A 12,865-nucleotide genomic window follows, 5' to 3' on the forward strand; every position below is an offset into this window, starting at 1 on the left:
CAGCAGGGGCATGCCGGGGATCAGGCCGATCAGGCCGGCCGCGCCAGAGACCACGCCGAGGCTGACCGGGTTGGTGGCCAGCTGGCTGACCAGGGCCTTGTCGGCGGAGCCCTCGACGCCCGCCTTCGACACCAGGAAGCCGGCGGCGATCGAGACGATGATGGCCGGAATCTGCGTCACCAGGCCGTCGCCGACGGTCAGCAGGACGTAGGTGTCGGCCGCCTCTCCGGCCGGCAGGCCATGGGAGAGCACGCCGATCAGGACGCCGCCGATGGCGTTGATGAAGGTGATGATCAGGCCGGCGACGGCGTCGCCGCGGACGAATTTGGAGGCGCCGTCCATGGCCCCGAAGAAGGTCGATTCCTGCTCCAGCTCCTTGCGCCGGGTCTTGGCCGTCTCCTCGTCGATCAGGCCGGAAGACAGGTCGGCGTCGATCGCCATCTGCTTGCCCGGCATGGAGTCGAGGGTGAAGCGCGCCGACACTTCGGCGATCCGGGTCGAGCCCTTGGTGATGACGACGAAGTTCACCACCAGCAGGATGGCGAAGATGATGATGCCGATGATGAAGCTGCCGCCCATCATCAGGCTGCCGAAGGCCTGGATCACCTGGCCCGCGGAGGCGTGGCCCTCGTGTCCGTGGCTGAGGATCAGTCGGGTTGAGGCGAGGTTGAGGCCCAGCCGGTAGAGGGTGGCGACCAGCAGGACGGTCGGGAAGATGGCGAAGTCCAGCGGCCGCTTCATCAGCAGGGCCGTCATCAGGATCAGCACCGAGCCGACGATCGAGATGGCCAGCAGCAGGTCCAGCAGCATGCCGGGCACCGGCACGATCAGCAGCATGATGATGCCGATGACGCCCAGCGCCATCAGCACCTCGCCGCGCAGCAGCCAGCCGCGCATGTCTAGGGCGGTGGGACGGGCCATCCCGTCCTTCATCAGCGGCGCGTCAGCCATGGCCGAGCGCCTCCAGGGCCATCCGGGCCGCCTCGGCGATCACCGCGTCGTTGGAGGCGGCCGAGCTTTCCGGGGTCGCGTGATAGTAGACGGCCAGAACCACGGGCTCGCCGGCCGGCGGATAGAGGACGCCGATGTCGTTGCTCGGTCCGTAACCCCCGGTGCCGGTCTTGTGCGCCACGGTCCAGCCGGCCGGAACGCCCGCCTTGATGCGGCCGGCGCCCGTCGGGGTTTCGGTCATCCAGCGCAGCAGCAGCGCCTTCGACGCGGGGGACAGGGGCGTCCGCTTCGACACCAGCAGGCGGACCAGGTTCCGCATGGACTGCAGCGGGGTGGTGGTGTCCTTGTCGCCGTCCAGCCGGTTCATCCCGGGCTCGAGGCGGTCGACGCGGGTGATGTCGTCGCCGATGCCGCGGTAGAAGGCGCGCAGGGCGTCGATCCCGCCCAGCTCGCGGATGAGGATGTTGGCGGCGGGATTGTCGCTGAGCCCGACCGTCGCCTCCATCAGTCGCTCGATCGTGAGGGTGGTGCCGACCGCCGGCCCGGTCGTCGGGGCATGGAGGACCATGTCCGCCCGGGTGACGGGGATCGGGCGCTCGAGGCGCTCGGCGCCGGACTGGACCCGAAGCAGGGTGGCGGCGGCCAGGTAGCTCTTGAAGGTGGAGCAGTAGACGAAGCGCTCGCCGCCCCGCCAGACGAGGTTGCGGCCCCGCGCCAGATCCATGGCGGCGAAGCCGAGGCGGCCGCCGTTTCGCGCTTCGAGGGCGGAGAGGTCGAAGTGTTCGGGGGCGACAGGGGCGGGCGGAGCCGACAGCGCCGCTTCGGGCGCGGACTGGGGCGAGCAACCGGCGGCGGACAACGCCCCGAGCCCGCCAAGGACGCTTCTGCGGTCCATCGGGGAAGCCATGGTCAGGCCGCGTAGCCGGAGGCGGCGACGCCGCTCTGCGGGGCGGGAATGGTCGTGCCCTCGTCGGCGTATTCGTTGAGCTTGTTGCGCAGGGTGCGGATCGAGATGCCGAGGATGTTGGCGGCGTGGGTACGGTTGCCCAGACAGTGCGACAGGGTGTCGAGGATCAGGGTCTTCTCCATCTGCGCCACCGTCTGGCCGACGAAGGCGCGGGACACGGCGTCGGCGGTCGACGCGGCGCGGGCCGCCGGTCCGGCGTCAAAGGCCGGCGCCGAGCCTCCCCCCGCCAGCGGCTGGCCGTCCGGCAGGCGGATGGCGTCCACGTCGATCTCGGGGCCGGTCGCCAGCAGCACCGCCCGGTGCATGGCGTTCTCCAGCTCGCGGACGTTGCCGTTCCAGCGGTGGGCCTGGAGGGCGCGGCGGGCGTCGGCGGAGATCGGGCGCACCGGCACGCCGTTGGCGGCGGCATACTTCTTGACGAAGTGCTCGGCCAGCACAGCGACGTCGCCCGGCCGCTCGCGCAGGGCGGGCAGGCGCAGGTTCACGACGTTGAGGCGGTAGAGCAGGTCCTCGCGGAACGACCCGTCGGCGACCGACTTGGCCAGATCGCGGTTGGAGGTGGCGATGATGCGGATGTCGACCGGCACCGGCTTCGTGCCGCCGACGCGGTCGATGACCCGCTCCTGGATGGCGCGCAGCAGCTTGGCCTGCAGGCGGACGTCCATCTCGGAGATTTCGTCCAGCAGCAGGGTGCCGCCGTCGGCTTCCTCGAACTTGCCGATGCGGCGGGCCAGGGCGCCGGTAAAGGCCCCCTTCTCGTGACCGAACAGCTCGGACTCCAGCAGGTTGTCCGGGATGGCCGCGCAGTTGACGCTGATGAACGGACGTTCGGCGCGCTTGGACCCGGCGTGCAGGTAGCGGGCCATGACTTCCTTACCGACGCCGCTTTCGCCGGTGATCAGGATCGAGGCCTCCGAGCGGGCCACCTGGTCGGCCAGTTGGATGACGTGCTTCATCGACGGATCGGCCGAGATCATCGGACGCTCGTCATCGGCCACCGCCGACAGCACCGCTGCGATCAGGTCGGCTTCCGGCGGCAGGGGGATGAACTCCTTGGCCCCGGCGCGGATGGCGTTGGCGGCGTCCACCGCGTCGGCGTCGACGCCGCAGGCCACCACCGGCACATGGATCCGCTCGTTCTCGTTGGCCGAGATCAGGGCGGCGATGTCGACGCGGTAGTCGACCATCAGCAGGTCCGCGCCCTGCCCTCGACGCAGCTGCTCCGTCGCCTGATCGCCGCGCTCGACGTGCTGGACCTTGGCGCCGTGCGCCATGGCCATCTTCACCGCCGTCGCCAGCTGTCCGCTGAGCCTGCCAACCACCAGAAGCCGCATGGGTCTTCTCCTCTAATCTCTTACCGCCGGTCGCCGCTTCAGGCGCCCGAGTCTTCCGTCTTGATGATTTCCGTCATGGTCACGCCCAGACGGTCTTCCACGACCACCACCTCGCCGCGGGCGACGAGACGGTTGTTGACGAAGATGTCGATCGCCTCGCCGACCTTGCGGTCCAGCTCCAGCACGCTGCCGCGGTTCAGCTTCAGAAGCTGGGCGACGGACATGTGGGCCTTGCCCAGAACGGCCGAGATGTTGACCGGCACGTCGAACACCGGCGCGAGGTCGTGCGCCGACTTCTCGGTGACCTCTTCGTGGGCGGAGAAGCCGGTCTCGGAGGAAAACTCCTCCAGGGCCATGGTGTCGGTGGCCATCAGAACCTCCCGTCGTTCAGGGTTTCAGCGTGCCCGGCCTCGGCGGCCAGGGCGGAATTCAGGGCCTCGACCATGCGGCCGAAGGCGGCTTCAGGCTCGAAGTCCGCGCGCCCGTCGGCCCATTCCAGGCGGAAGGCGGCGGGCGGCAGGCCCGGCTCGTCGCGGAAGGCCAGCACGCCCGAGAAGCCGGCGTCGGCCGCCATCTGCTGCAGGCGCTCGCGGGTCTCGTCATTCAGCTCGCCGGTGCGGATCACCAGACGCGGCGAGGCGTCGATCTCCTGCCCCAGCGCCTCCAGCGCCGCCTGCAGCGGGGCCTGCGGGAAGCGGTCGAGGGCCGAGGCGGCGACCACGCGGGCGGCGGCCATCGCCAGTTCGGCCGACTGCTCGCGGTGGGCCTGGGCGATCTGGGTCAGGGCCGGAGCGGCGCTCGCCAGCGCCTGGCCGATCGACGACAGGGCCATGGCCTGGATGCTGGCGATCTCGGCCAGGGCGGTCTCGCGCGCCTCGCGGGCGGACTGGGCGACCAGCGCCTCGACCTCGACCTGCGTCCACGCGTGCTTGGTCGGACGCCAGGCCGAGGGGCGCACGACCTCGCCGCCCGCGTCGAACTCGGTGTCGAAGGAGAACAGTTTTCTTTCGGCGGACTGGGTCATGTCAGTAAATCAACTCGTCGTCGCCGCCCTGGCCGACCAGCATGATCTCGCCCTTGGCGGCGAGGTCCTTGGCGACCTGGACCATGGCCATCTGAGCCTGATCGACGTCCTTCAGACGGACCGGACCCATCGATTCCATGTCCTCGCGCATGATCTTGGCGGCGCGTTCGGACATGTTGGAGAAGAACATCTCGCGCAGGGACTCCGACGCGCCCTTCATGGCCAGGGCCAGCGCGTCCTTCTCGACCGCGCGCAGCAGGGTCTGGACGCCGCCCGGGTCGAGCTTCGACAGGTCCTCGAAGACGAACATCAGGGCGCGGATGCGCTCGGCGGCCTCGCGGTTGCGCTCTTCCAGCGCGCCGATGAAGCGGGCTTCGGTCTGGCGGTCGAAGCTGTTGAAGATGTCCGCCATCAGCTCATGGCTGTCGCGCTTGGACGTGCGCGCGAGGTTCGACATGAACTCGGTGCGCAGGGTCTGCTCGATCTTGTCGAGGATGTCGCGCTGCACCGGCTCCATGCGCAGCATGCGCTGCACGCATTCCAGGGCGAAGTCCTCGGGCAGGCTGGTCAGCACGCGCGAGGCGTGGTCCGGCTTGATCTTGGACAGGACCACCGCGACCGTCTGCGGGTATTCGTTCTTCAGATAGTTGGCGAGCACGGCCTCGTTCACATTGCCGAGCTTGTCCCACATGGTCCGGCCGGCCGGACCGCGGATTTCCTCCATCAGCGCGTCGACGCGATCCGACGGCATGAAGGAGGCCAGCAGCTTCTGGGTCTGTTCGTAGCTGCCCATGACGGCGCCCGAACCGCTCATGCCCGAGACGAACTCGACCATCAGCTCCTCGACGACCGACGAGGACACCGTGCCCAGACCGGCCATGGCCTGGGAGATTTCCTTGATCTCCTCCTCGTCCAGACCTTCCCACAGGCGGGTGTGATCCTCACCCAACGACAGCAGGATGACGGCGGCCTTCTCCGGACCCGTCAGCTTTCTGGCGTCGTCGACGGTCGGCTTCTTGGTGACCATGCGGGCGCCGGACATCAGCTTTCATGCACCCAGCTGCGGAGGATCGAGGTCGACTCCTCCGGGTGCTTCTCGACGAACTCGGCCACCTTCTTGACCGACGACGCCTTCACCTGACCCTCGATGCGCGCGATGTCGAGGCGCTGTTCCATCTCCGAAGGCGCCCCCAGTTGCGGCAGGTCCATGCCCGTGGCGCCGCCGACGATGCTGGTCTGCAGCGAGGTCACCGGCACGCCGCCCGGACCGGCCAGCTGCGGCGTCGCGCCGCCGCCGGTGGCGGTCTTCAGCAGGGGACGCAGGACGAAGAAGATCAGCAGGACGCCGGTGATCAGCAGCACCAGCAGCTCCACGCCGCGCATCATGTCGTCCTTGGTGAAGTTGAACATGGACGAACCGGCCTCGGCGCCGCCGGCCGCGGCGACGTCGCGGTTGAAGCGGACGTTCAGCACCTCGATCTTGTCGCCCCGGCTCTCGTCGATGCCGACGGCGGCGGCGACCAGCGACTTGATCTGGGCGATTTCCTCGGCGGTGCGGGCGGCGTAGGTCGGCTCGCCGCCGTTGGCGCCCGGCGTCCATTTGCCGTCCAGCAGGACCGACACGGCCAGCTTCTTGATCTCGCCGGCTTCCTTCACCGTGGTCGTGGTGGTGTTGGAGATTTCGTAGTTGGTGGTCTCGGTGTTCTGGGTGTCGCGCGAGCCCTGCTGGGCCGCGCCCGGAGCCTGACCGCCCGGGATGTTGTTCGTCGCGGTCGCGCCGCCGTCCGGCACGCCGGTGGTGTCGGTGCTTTCCGTGCCGTTGGTCGAGGTCGAGCGGACGACCTGGCCGTCCGGGTCGAACCGCTGTTCCTGGGTGGTCGAGCGGGCGTGGTCGATCTCGGCTGTGACCTGCACGCGCGCGCCGCCGACGCCGACGACGCCCTCGACGATGTCCTTGATGCGGGCCTGCAGCTGGGCCTCGGTCTGCCCGCGCGCCTCCTCGGCCGAAGCCGCGCTGAAGCCCTCGCCGTCCGTCCCGGCCGCCAGGGTGCGGTTGGAGGTGTCGGTCAGGGTGACCCGCTCCGGCTTCATGTTCGGCACCGACGAGGCGACGACGTTGCGGATCGCCTGCACCTGGGCGCCGCTCAGCTGGCCGCCGGTCACGCCGACGACGACCGAGGCGGTCGGTTCGGCCGCCTGGGCCTGGAACAGCTGCCGCTCCGGCAGGGCGATCATGACCCGCGCCGACTGGATGCCGCGCATGCTCTGGATGGTGCGGGCCAGTTCGCCCTCGAGGGCGCGCTTGGCGTTCAGGTTCTGCTGGAACTCGGTCTGGCCCAGCACCGACTGGTTGTCGAAGATTTCGTAGCCGACGCTGCCCGAGGTCACGAGCCCCTTGCCGGCCACCAGCATGCGGGCCTCGCCCACCTGGTCGCGGCTGACGAAGATGGTCGAGCCGTCGCCCTTCGAGGAGTACTTGATCCCGGCGCTGTCCAGCGCCGTTGTGACCTCCGACGCTTCGCGCAGGTCGAGGTTGGAATACAGCAGCGCGTCCGGCGCCTGGCCGATGCGCAGCATGACGGCGATCAGCACCGCCGCGACGCCGGCGGCGACGCCAAGCACCACGGCCAGTCGACCGATCCCGAACCTTTGCAACGCCGCCGTGAAGCCGCCCACGCGTCCCCGCCCCGATACTCACGGGACCCTCAATCGACCCGCTGGGCAGAAAATGCCGGGCGCATGGTAAACGCCTCGTTAAGACCCGTAAGGATCAGCGCTTCCGGCGTTGACCGAAGACGAAGCCGATGACCTTGGCCGCCGCCTCGAAATGCTCGCGCGGGATGGTTTCGTCGATATCGACGGCGGCGTAGAGCGCCCGCGCCAGCGGGACGTTCTCGACGATCGGCACATTGTGCTCGCGCGCGACCTCCCGGATCCGCAGGGCGACCGCGTCCACGCCCTTGGCCACGCAGATCGGCGCGGCGTCGCCCTTGTCCGGCTCGTAGCGCAGGGCGACCGAATAGTGGGTCGGGTTGGTGACGATGACCGTGGCCGTGGGCACGTTCTGCATCATCCGCTGACGGCTGCGCTGCATGCGGATCTGCTTCAGCTTCGCCTTGACGTGCGGATCGCCTTCCGACTGCTTGAAGTCTTCCTTCAGCTCTTCCTTCGACATCCGCATGCGCTGGTTGAAGCGGAAGCGCTGCCACAGATAGTCGGCCCCGGCGGTGAAGCTCAGGAAGATCAGCGCCGAGGCCATCAGGGCGATCGCCATGTCGCGGGCCAGCGGCAGAATGGCCGCCGGCGGCATCGCGGCGAGGTTCTCGAACTCGCGCACGTGCGGCTTCATCACCATCCAGCAGATGAAGCCGACGGCCAGCAGCTTCAGGAAGGTCTTCAGGAACTGGACCAGCCCGTCCGGGCCGAAGATGCGCTTGAACCCTTCAAGCGGGTTCAGCCGGCTCCATTGCGGCTTCAGCTTGTCGCCGGCGAAGATCAGGCCGGACTGGGCCAGGTTGCCGCCGACCCCGCCGACGATCGTCGCCAGCATCAGGGCCCCGAGGAAGGGGGTGATCGCCCACAGGGCGTGCATGCCGATCTCGACACCCGCCCCGGCGTCGAGGCCGCCCATCATGGTGTGGGGCGAGGCGATGAAGGGCAGCAACTGCTCCGCCATCGACGAGGCGAAATAGCCGCCCGCGCCCAGCAGGACCGCCGTCGCGCCGAGCAGGGAGGCGGCCGCGCCGACGTCCATCGACTTGGCGACATCACCCTTGGCCCGCGCGTCGGCTAGTTTTCGTGGGGTGGCTTCTTCTGTCTTCGACTCGGGATCGGCGCCTTCAGCCACCGGCGCCTCCCGCGAAGAGCTGCGCCAGGGCGCGGTAGCGGTCGATGAAGACCGTCCCGAGCACGCCGAGGCTGAGGGCGAACACCGACAACCCCAGGATCACGCTGAGCGGGGCGGCGGCGAAGAAGATCTGGAACTGCGGCATCACGCGGCCGACCAGTCCCGAGGCGAGGTTGAAGATCAGGGCGAAGACCAGCAGGGGCGCCGACAACTGGACGCCCAGGGCGAAGCTGTCACCCAGCGTCCGCACCGCCAGCGTGGCGAAGTCGCCGGTGACCAGCGGCCGCGCGGGGGCGATCAGGTCGTAGGACCCGACCAGCCCGGCGATGAACAGGTGGTGGGTGTTGGTGGCGAAGATCAGGGTCGTGCCCAGCAGCATCAGGAAGGCCGAGATGGTCGACCCCGGCTGGGCCTGCAGCGGGTTGGCGGTCTGGGCGAAACTGAGGGTGGTTTGCAGCGAGACGATCTCGCCCGCCGTCGCCAGCGCGGTCAGGAAGGCGCGCAGCAGGGCGCCGATCATCAGGCCGACGATGACCTCGCGGATGATCCAGCCCGTCATGCCGCCCAGGGTCGCCGGCAGGGCCGGCAGCCCGCCCGCCACCACCGGCCAGAGCGCCAGTGTCACCACCAGGGCGAAGGCCAGACGGATGCGCGGCGGCACGTAGCTTTCGCCGACGCCGGGCAGCATCAGCAGCACCGCGCCGATCCGGGCGAAGATCAGCGCGCCCTGCCAGACCTGTTCGGATGTGGCGTACGGCTCCACCGGCCGATCACATGCCGGCGATGCGCGCGGCGATGGTCCGCATGAAACCGCCCAGCAGGGCGCCCATCAGCGGCAGGAACAGCAGGAGCGAAACGAAGATGGCGATGATCTTGGGCGCGTAGATCAGGGTCTGCTCCTGGATCTGCGTCAGGGCCTGCACCAGACCGATCACCACGCCGACCACGAGCCCGACGATGAGCACGGGGGCGCAGAGCTGGATCGTCAGCCACAGGGCGTCACGCCCCACATCCAGAACTTCCGCGCCGTTCATGCCACGCTCCAGCGGCCGCAACACGCGCGGCCGAACTCGGCAAGAAATGCCGGGAGCGTGGTTAACAGGAGACTAATGAGGAACGAGGGACGAGGGTCGAGGGCAGGCTCCATCAACGCCCGGCGGCCTGCGTCGCCGCCTCGCCCCTCGACCCTCGTCCCTCGACCCCCTAATGAACGCCCCATGACCAAGCCGAGCATTACCCAGGCCGACGCCGAGGCCGCTGTCCGCACCCTGATCGAATGGGCCGGGGACAATCCCGACCGTGAAGGCCTGCTGGAGACGCCGGCGCGCGTGGCGCGCAGCTACCGCGAGCTCTACGAGGGTTATGAGATCGACCCGCGGCAGTATCTGGAGAAGACCTTCGAGGAGGTCGGCGGCTACAACCAGATGGTCGTGCTGAAGGACATCCGCTTCGTCAGCGCCTGCGAGCACCACATGCTGCCGGTCGTCGGCGTGGCGCACGTCGGCTATCTGCCGACCGACCGCGTGGTCGGTATCTCCAAGCTGGCCCGGGTCGTGCGCGGCTTCGCCCGCCGCCTGCAGATCCAGGAGAAGATGACCTCCGAGATCGCCCTGGCCATCGAGGAAGTCCTGCGTCCGCAGGGCGTGGGCGTGGTTATCGAGGCGGAACACAGCTGCATGACCCTGCGCGGCGTCAATGCGCCGGGCGCCAGCCTGACCACCAGCCACCTGAGCGGCGCCTTCCGCGACGACCCGCGCACCCGCGAGGAATTCCTGCGCCTGACGCGGAAATAAGGGTTCAGCCCGCCCGGGACAGGGTGATGTCGTCCAGCCAGACGAGGCTGCGGTCGGTGAGGATCTGCTGGACCCGCTCGACCAGCCCCGCCGGGGTGATCGGCTTGAGCAGGTAGCCCCGCGCGCCCAGCCGACGCGCCGCGACCAGATTGTCGCCGACGCCCGAGGCCGTGAGCACCAGCACGGGCACGTCCTTCCAGGTCTCGACGGTCCGGATCGCGGCCAGCACCTCCAGCCCGTCGACCCGCGGCATGTTGAGATCGAGGATCACCAGTTCCGGCGGCGCATAGGCCAGCCGGGTCAGCGCGCCGACGCCGTCGGCGACCGTCGTCACCGCATAGCCCGCCCCGGACAGGATCAGGGAAAACAGCTCGCGGATGTCCGCGTCGTCTTCGGCGATGAGGATCGATTGGGCCATGACGAATCCGGGCGGGAGGAGGATCGGGGCGGAAGCCTAGCCCGGTCCGTTAACGATGCAAGCAGACGGCCCGGTCCTTGCGGCGAACCGCGCGAAGGAGGCCCATCCCATGGCCTGGACAGCGATTTCGACCCGAAATGAGACACCGCCGATCGTTCGTGGCGGTTGGTTGGACGCCCTGCGTTTCATCGTGGCCAGCCTGATCATCCTGCATCACTTCCAGATGTCGGCGCCGGTTCCGCTGGCCGAGGGGGTGCACCCGGTGTTCGAGCGGGGCGGCTTCCTGCTGACCAACTTCTTCCTGATCGACAGCGGCTATGTGCTGATGCGCGTCTACGCCTCATCGGTCGGAAGCGGGCGGATGTCGAAGACGGACTTCTTCCTCAAGCGGTCGCTGCGGGTGTTTCCAGCCCACCTGATCATGGGGGCCTTGCTGGTCGCCATGGTGCTGCTGGGCACGGCGATCGGCCTGCCGCCCAGCCATCCCGAGTGGTTCGCCTGGGACCAGCTGCCGGCCCAACTGGCCCTGGTCCAGTCGTTCGGCGTGCATGGCGGTCTCGGCTGGAACGCGCCCAGTTGGTCGATCTCGGCCCTGCTGGGCTGCTATCTGGCCTTCCCCTGGGTGCTGCGCGGCCTGACGCGGGTCGGGCCGTGGCTGGCGCTGGGCCTGGTGGTCATCGGCTATCTGGCGGCCAATGAGCTGAGCTGGGCCATCCTGAAGTATCCCGTCTATCAGATGCCGCTGAACCTCGGCATCTGGCGCGCCCTGCCGCTGTTCGTCCTGGGCATGGGCCTGGCCTGGTTCGCGCAGGGCGTCTGGATCCATCCCCGTCTGGCCGGATGGGCCCTGCTGCTGGCGACCGTCGGTCTGGCGATCGCGCAGTATTTCGACAAGCACGCCCTGATCTCGCTGGCCTTCATCTCGATCATCATCCTGGCGGCGGGCGCCGTGCCGGTGACCAGGCCGTCGAAGCTGGTGGAGCAGGCGGCGGTCGTCTCCTTCTCCATGTTCATCTCCAACGAAGTGGTCCGCATCGGCTGGTTCGGTCTGGCCGAGGCTGCGGCGAACAAGCTGAGCCTGGGCGAGGCCGCGCGCTGGGGCCTGTGGGTCATGGGCGTCGGCGCGGCCTTCGTCTTCGCCTTCCTGCTCCACTACGGCGTCGACAATCCGATCCAGAAACGCATCCGCGCCTGGCTGAAGAAACGCGGACACGCCCGCGCCGAGATCAAGGACCCGGTGGTCTCGCTGGAGGGCTAGCCCATCGAGCCGACCAGATGCAGGATATTGCCGTCGGGGTCCTTGAACCAGGCTAGACGCAGGGCGCCGCAGGTGTGGATATCGCCCTCGTGCGGCAAGGCGTCATACTGTTCGAAGGTCACGCCCTTGGCCTTCAGGCCCGCGACGATATCGTCCAGCTCGACGCCGACGTCCCAGCTGACGGCGTTGGCCTGATTGGTCCCGGCGAAGTCGGACTTGTAGACCGTCAGCCAGGTGTTGCCGGTGCGATAGCCCAGCATGTCCTCGTTCGAGGTGTCGGCCAAGTTCAACCCCAGCACGTCGGAATAGAAGGCCCTGGCGCGATCCAGATCCTTCACCGCCACGATGGCCGAGGAATTCTTGTTCTTGAGCATGAGGTCTCTCCCTGATCCGGAGAGAACCGCTGAGGGCGGGGGTTCGATCCCGCGCGCCCTCTTTCACCGTCAGATCGGCATCCGCATGATTTCCTGATAGGCCGAGATGACCTGGTCGCGGACCGCCATCACGGTTTCCAACGAAGCTTCGGCGGACGAGACGGCGGTGACGACGTCGATCAGGTTGCCCTGGCCCTGGACCATCTGGCTCATCTGGGCTTCGGCGCCGCGCGTCTGCTGCGTCGTCGAGTTCATCACGCCTTGCAGCAGTTCGGAGAAGCCGGGACCTTGCGTCGCCGCGGCCGCCGACGGGGCGCTGGGCATGGCCCCGCCCTGAACCGCCGCATAGGCCTTGGCCGCCATCATGGGATTCATGGCCTAGCCCTTACTTCTTGATGATGTCGAGGGTGCGGGACTCCATGTTCCGCGCCGTCTCGATGACGTTCAGGTTGGCCTCGTAGGCGCGCTGCGCCTCGCGCATGTCCATGGCCTCGACCAGGGTGTCGACGTTGGGCCGCTGGACATAGCCCTCGGCGTTGGCCGCCGGGTGCGAGGGGTCGTATTCCATACGGAAGTCGCTCTGGTCCGGGCGGACCTCGGCCAGGACCACGCCGGTCGCGCCGTTGACGTTGCGGGCCTGAAACACCGGGGTCTGGCGCCGATAGGGCTGGCCGCCTGCGACGTTGGCGGTGGATTCCGCGTTGGCGATGTTCTCGGCGATGATGCGCATCCGCGACTGCTGCGCCTTCAGGGCGCTGGAGGCGACGGCCATGGCGTTGTTGCGCGGAGTGACGGGACGGCCGTTGACGGGATCAGACATCTGAATCTCCTGCCTCAGACGCCGGGCTTCTTGGCGGCCATGCGGATCATCTGCATGGACTTCTGGTAGAAGCCGATGG

At 68.4% G+C, this 12,865-nt stretch carries 16 protein-coding genes; 2 read left to right on the forward strand and 14 right to left on the reverse strand.

The features are described 5' to 3' along the window. The 10 genes from VGE03_RS03945 to fliQ form a co-directional block, all read right to left on the reverse strand. Positions 1 to 951: FHIPEP family type III secretion protein (locus VGE03_RS03945; protein WP_331045167.1), on the reverse strand; the 951-nt coding region annotated here is incomplete at its 3' end. Next, positions 944 to 1,846 carry a class A beta-lactamase gene (bla, locus tag VGE03_RS03950; RefSeq protein ID WP_331045168.1) on the reverse strand — a complete coding sequence of 301 codons (903 nt, stop codon included), beginning with the start codon at positions 1,844 to 1,846 and terminating at the stop codon, positions 944 to 946. The genes VGE03_RS03945 and bla, both read right to left, overlap by 8 nt. Positions 1,847 to 1,860: 14 nt before the next feature. Next, complete coding sequence (locus tag VGE03_RS03955) at positions 1,861 to 3,252, reverse strand: sigma-54 dependent transcriptional regulator (RefSeq protein WP_331045169.1); 1,392 nt, start codon at positions 3,250 to 3,252, stop codon at positions 1,861 to 1,863. A gap of 38 nt (positions 3,253 to 3,290) precedes the next feature. Further along, positions 3,291 to 3,623: a flagellar motor switch protein FliN gene (gene fliN, locus VGE03_RS03960; protein WP_331045170.1), complete on the reverse strand. Its 333-nt coding sequence runs from the start codon at positions 3,621 to 3,623 to the stop codon at positions 3,291 to 3,293. After that, a complete protein-coding gene (locus VGE03_RS03965; RefSeq protein WP_331045171.1) occupies positions 3,623 to 4,276 on the reverse strand; it encodes a flagellar assembly protein FlbE in 654 nt (217 codons plus the stop codon). Before VGE03_RS03965 ends, fliN begins: the two co-directional genes overlap by 1 nt. Before the next feature lies 1 nt (position 4,277). Further along, on the reverse strand, positions 4,278 to 5,303 hold the full coding sequence (gene fliG, locus VGE03_RS03970) for a flagellar motor switch protein FliG (RefSeq protein ID WP_331045179.1): 1,026 nt from the start codon (positions 5,301 to 5,303) through the stop codon (positions 4,278 to 4,280). Positions 5,304 to 5,317: 14 nt separating this feature from the next. Further along, entirely contained in the window at positions 5,318 to 6,952 is a 1,635-nt protein-coding gene (fliF, locus tag VGE03_RS03975) for a flagellar basal-body MS-ring/collar protein FliF (protein ID WP_331045172.1), read from the reverse strand. Positions 6,953 to 7,046: 94 nt separating this feature from the next. Beyond that, a complete protein-coding gene (gene flhB, locus VGE03_RS03980) occupies positions 7,047 to 8,123 on the reverse strand; it encodes a flagellar biosynthesis protein FlhB (protein WP_331045173.1) in 1,077 nt (358 codons plus the stop codon). Continuing rightward, positions 8,116 to 8,886, reverse strand: a complete 771-nt coding sequence (gene fliR / locus VGE03_RS03985; protein ID WP_331045174.1) for a flagellar biosynthetic protein FliR — start codon at positions 8,884 to 8,886, stop codon at positions 8,116 to 8,118. The genes flhB and fliR overlap by 8 nt, the downstream gene beginning before the upstream one ends. 7 nt (positions 8,887 to 8,893) lie before the next feature. Beyond that, a complete protein-coding gene (fliQ, locus tag VGE03_RS03990; protein ID WP_331045175.1) occupies positions 8,894 to 9,157 on the reverse strand; it encodes a flagellar biosynthesis protein FliQ in 264 nt (87 codons plus the stop codon). A 183-nt stretch (positions 9,158 to 9,340) separates the two neighbouring features. On the opposite strand from fliQ, the gene folE reads away from it, so the two are divergent. Next, positions 9,341 to 9,916 (forward strand): GTP cyclohydrolase I FolE, encoded by a 576-nt coding sequence (gene folE, locus VGE03_RS03995; RefSeq protein ID WP_331045176.1) that lies wholly within the window; start codon positions 9,341 to 9,343, stop codon positions 9,914 to 9,916. Positions 9,917 to 9,920: 4 nt separating this feature from the next. Here folE and VGE03_RS04000 read toward each other — a convergent pair whose 3' ends face one another. Beyond that, a complete protein-coding gene (locus tag VGE03_RS04000; protein WP_331045177.1) occupies positions 9,921 to 10,334 on the reverse strand; it encodes a response regulator in 414 nt (137 codons plus the stop codon). 169 nt (positions 10,335 to 10,503) lie between these two features. On the opposite strand from VGE03_RS04000, the gene VGE03_RS04005 reads away from it, so the two are divergent. Then, complete coding sequence (locus VGE03_RS04005) at positions 10,504 to 11,592, forward strand: acyltransferase (protein ID WP_331045178.1); 1,089 nt, start codon at positions 10,504 to 10,506, stop codon at positions 11,590 to 11,592. Here the strand turns inward: VGE03_RS04005 and VGE03_RS04010 are convergent. From VGE03_RS04010 to flgC, 3 genes are all read right to left on the reverse strand, one after another. Next, complete coding sequence (locus VGE03_RS04010) at positions 11,589 to 11,966, reverse strand: VOC family protein (protein WP_331033009.1); 378 nt, start codon at positions 11,964 to 11,966, stop codon at positions 11,589 to 11,591. The genes VGE03_RS04005 and VGE03_RS04010 overlap by 4 nt on opposite strands. 69 nt (positions 11,967 to 12,035) lie before the next feature. Next, on the reverse strand, positions 12,036 to 12,341 hold the full coding sequence (fliE, locus tag VGE03_RS04015; RefSeq protein WP_331033008.1) for a flagellar hook-basal body complex protein FliE: 306 nt from the start codon (positions 12,339 to 12,341) through the stop codon (positions 12,036 to 12,038). A gap of 10 nt (positions 12,342 to 12,351) precedes the next feature. Continuing rightward, on the reverse strand, positions 12,352 to 12,786 hold the full coding sequence (flgC, locus tag VGE03_RS04020; protein ID WP_331033007.1) for a flagellar basal body rod protein FlgC: 435 nt from the start codon (positions 12,784 to 12,786) through the stop codon (positions 12,352 to 12,354). Positions 12,787 to 12,865 lie beyond the last annotated feature (79 nt).

Source organism: Brevundimonas sp., from assembly GCF_036400995.1.
GTDB lineage: Bacteria > Pseudomonadota > Alphaproteobacteria > Caulobacterales > Caulobacteraceae > Brevundimonas.

Coding starts and splice junctions, on each gene's coding strand:
- bla (WP_331045168.1), bottom strand. CDS start 1,846: ATGGACCGCAGAAGCGTCCTTGGCGGGCTCGGGGCGTTGTCCGCCGCC.
- VGE03_RS03955 (WP_331045169.1), bottom strand. CDS start 3,252: ATGCGGCTTCTGGTGGTTGGCAGGCTCAGCGGACAGCTGGCGACGGCG.
- fliN (WP_331045170.1), bottom strand. CDS start 3,623: ATGGCCACCGACACCATGGCCCTGGAGGAGTTTTCCTCCGAGACCGGC.
- VGE03_RS03965 (WP_331045171.1), bottom strand. CDS start 4,276: ATGACCCAGTCCGCCGAAAGAAAACTGTTCTCCTTCGACACCGAGTTC.
- fliG (WP_331045179.1), bottom strand. CDS start 5,303: ATGGTCACCAAGAAGCCGACCGTCGACGACGCCAGAAAGCTGACGGGT.
- fliQ (WP_331045175.1), bottom strand. CDS start 9,157: ATGAACGGCGCGGAAGTTCTGGATGTGGGGCGTGACGCCCTGTGGCTG.
- folE (WP_331045176.1), top strand. CDS start 9,341: ATGACCAAGCCGAGCATTACCCAGGCCGACGCCGAGGCCGCTGTCCGC.
- VGE03_RS04000 (WP_331045177.1), bottom strand. CDS start 10,334: ATGGCCCAATCGATCCTCATCGCCGAAGACGACGCGGACATCCGCGAG.
- VGE03_RS04010 (WP_331033009.1), bottom strand. CDS start 11,966: ATGCTCAAGAACAAGAATTCCTCGGCCATCGTGGCGGTGAAGGATCTG.
- fliE (WP_331033008.1), bottom strand. CDS start 12,341: ATGAATCCCATGATGGCGGCCAAGGCCTATGCGGCGGTTCAGGGCGGG.
- flgC (WP_331033007.1), bottom strand. CDS start 12,786: ATGTCTGATCCCGTCAACGGCCGTCCCGTCACTCCGCGCAACAACGCC.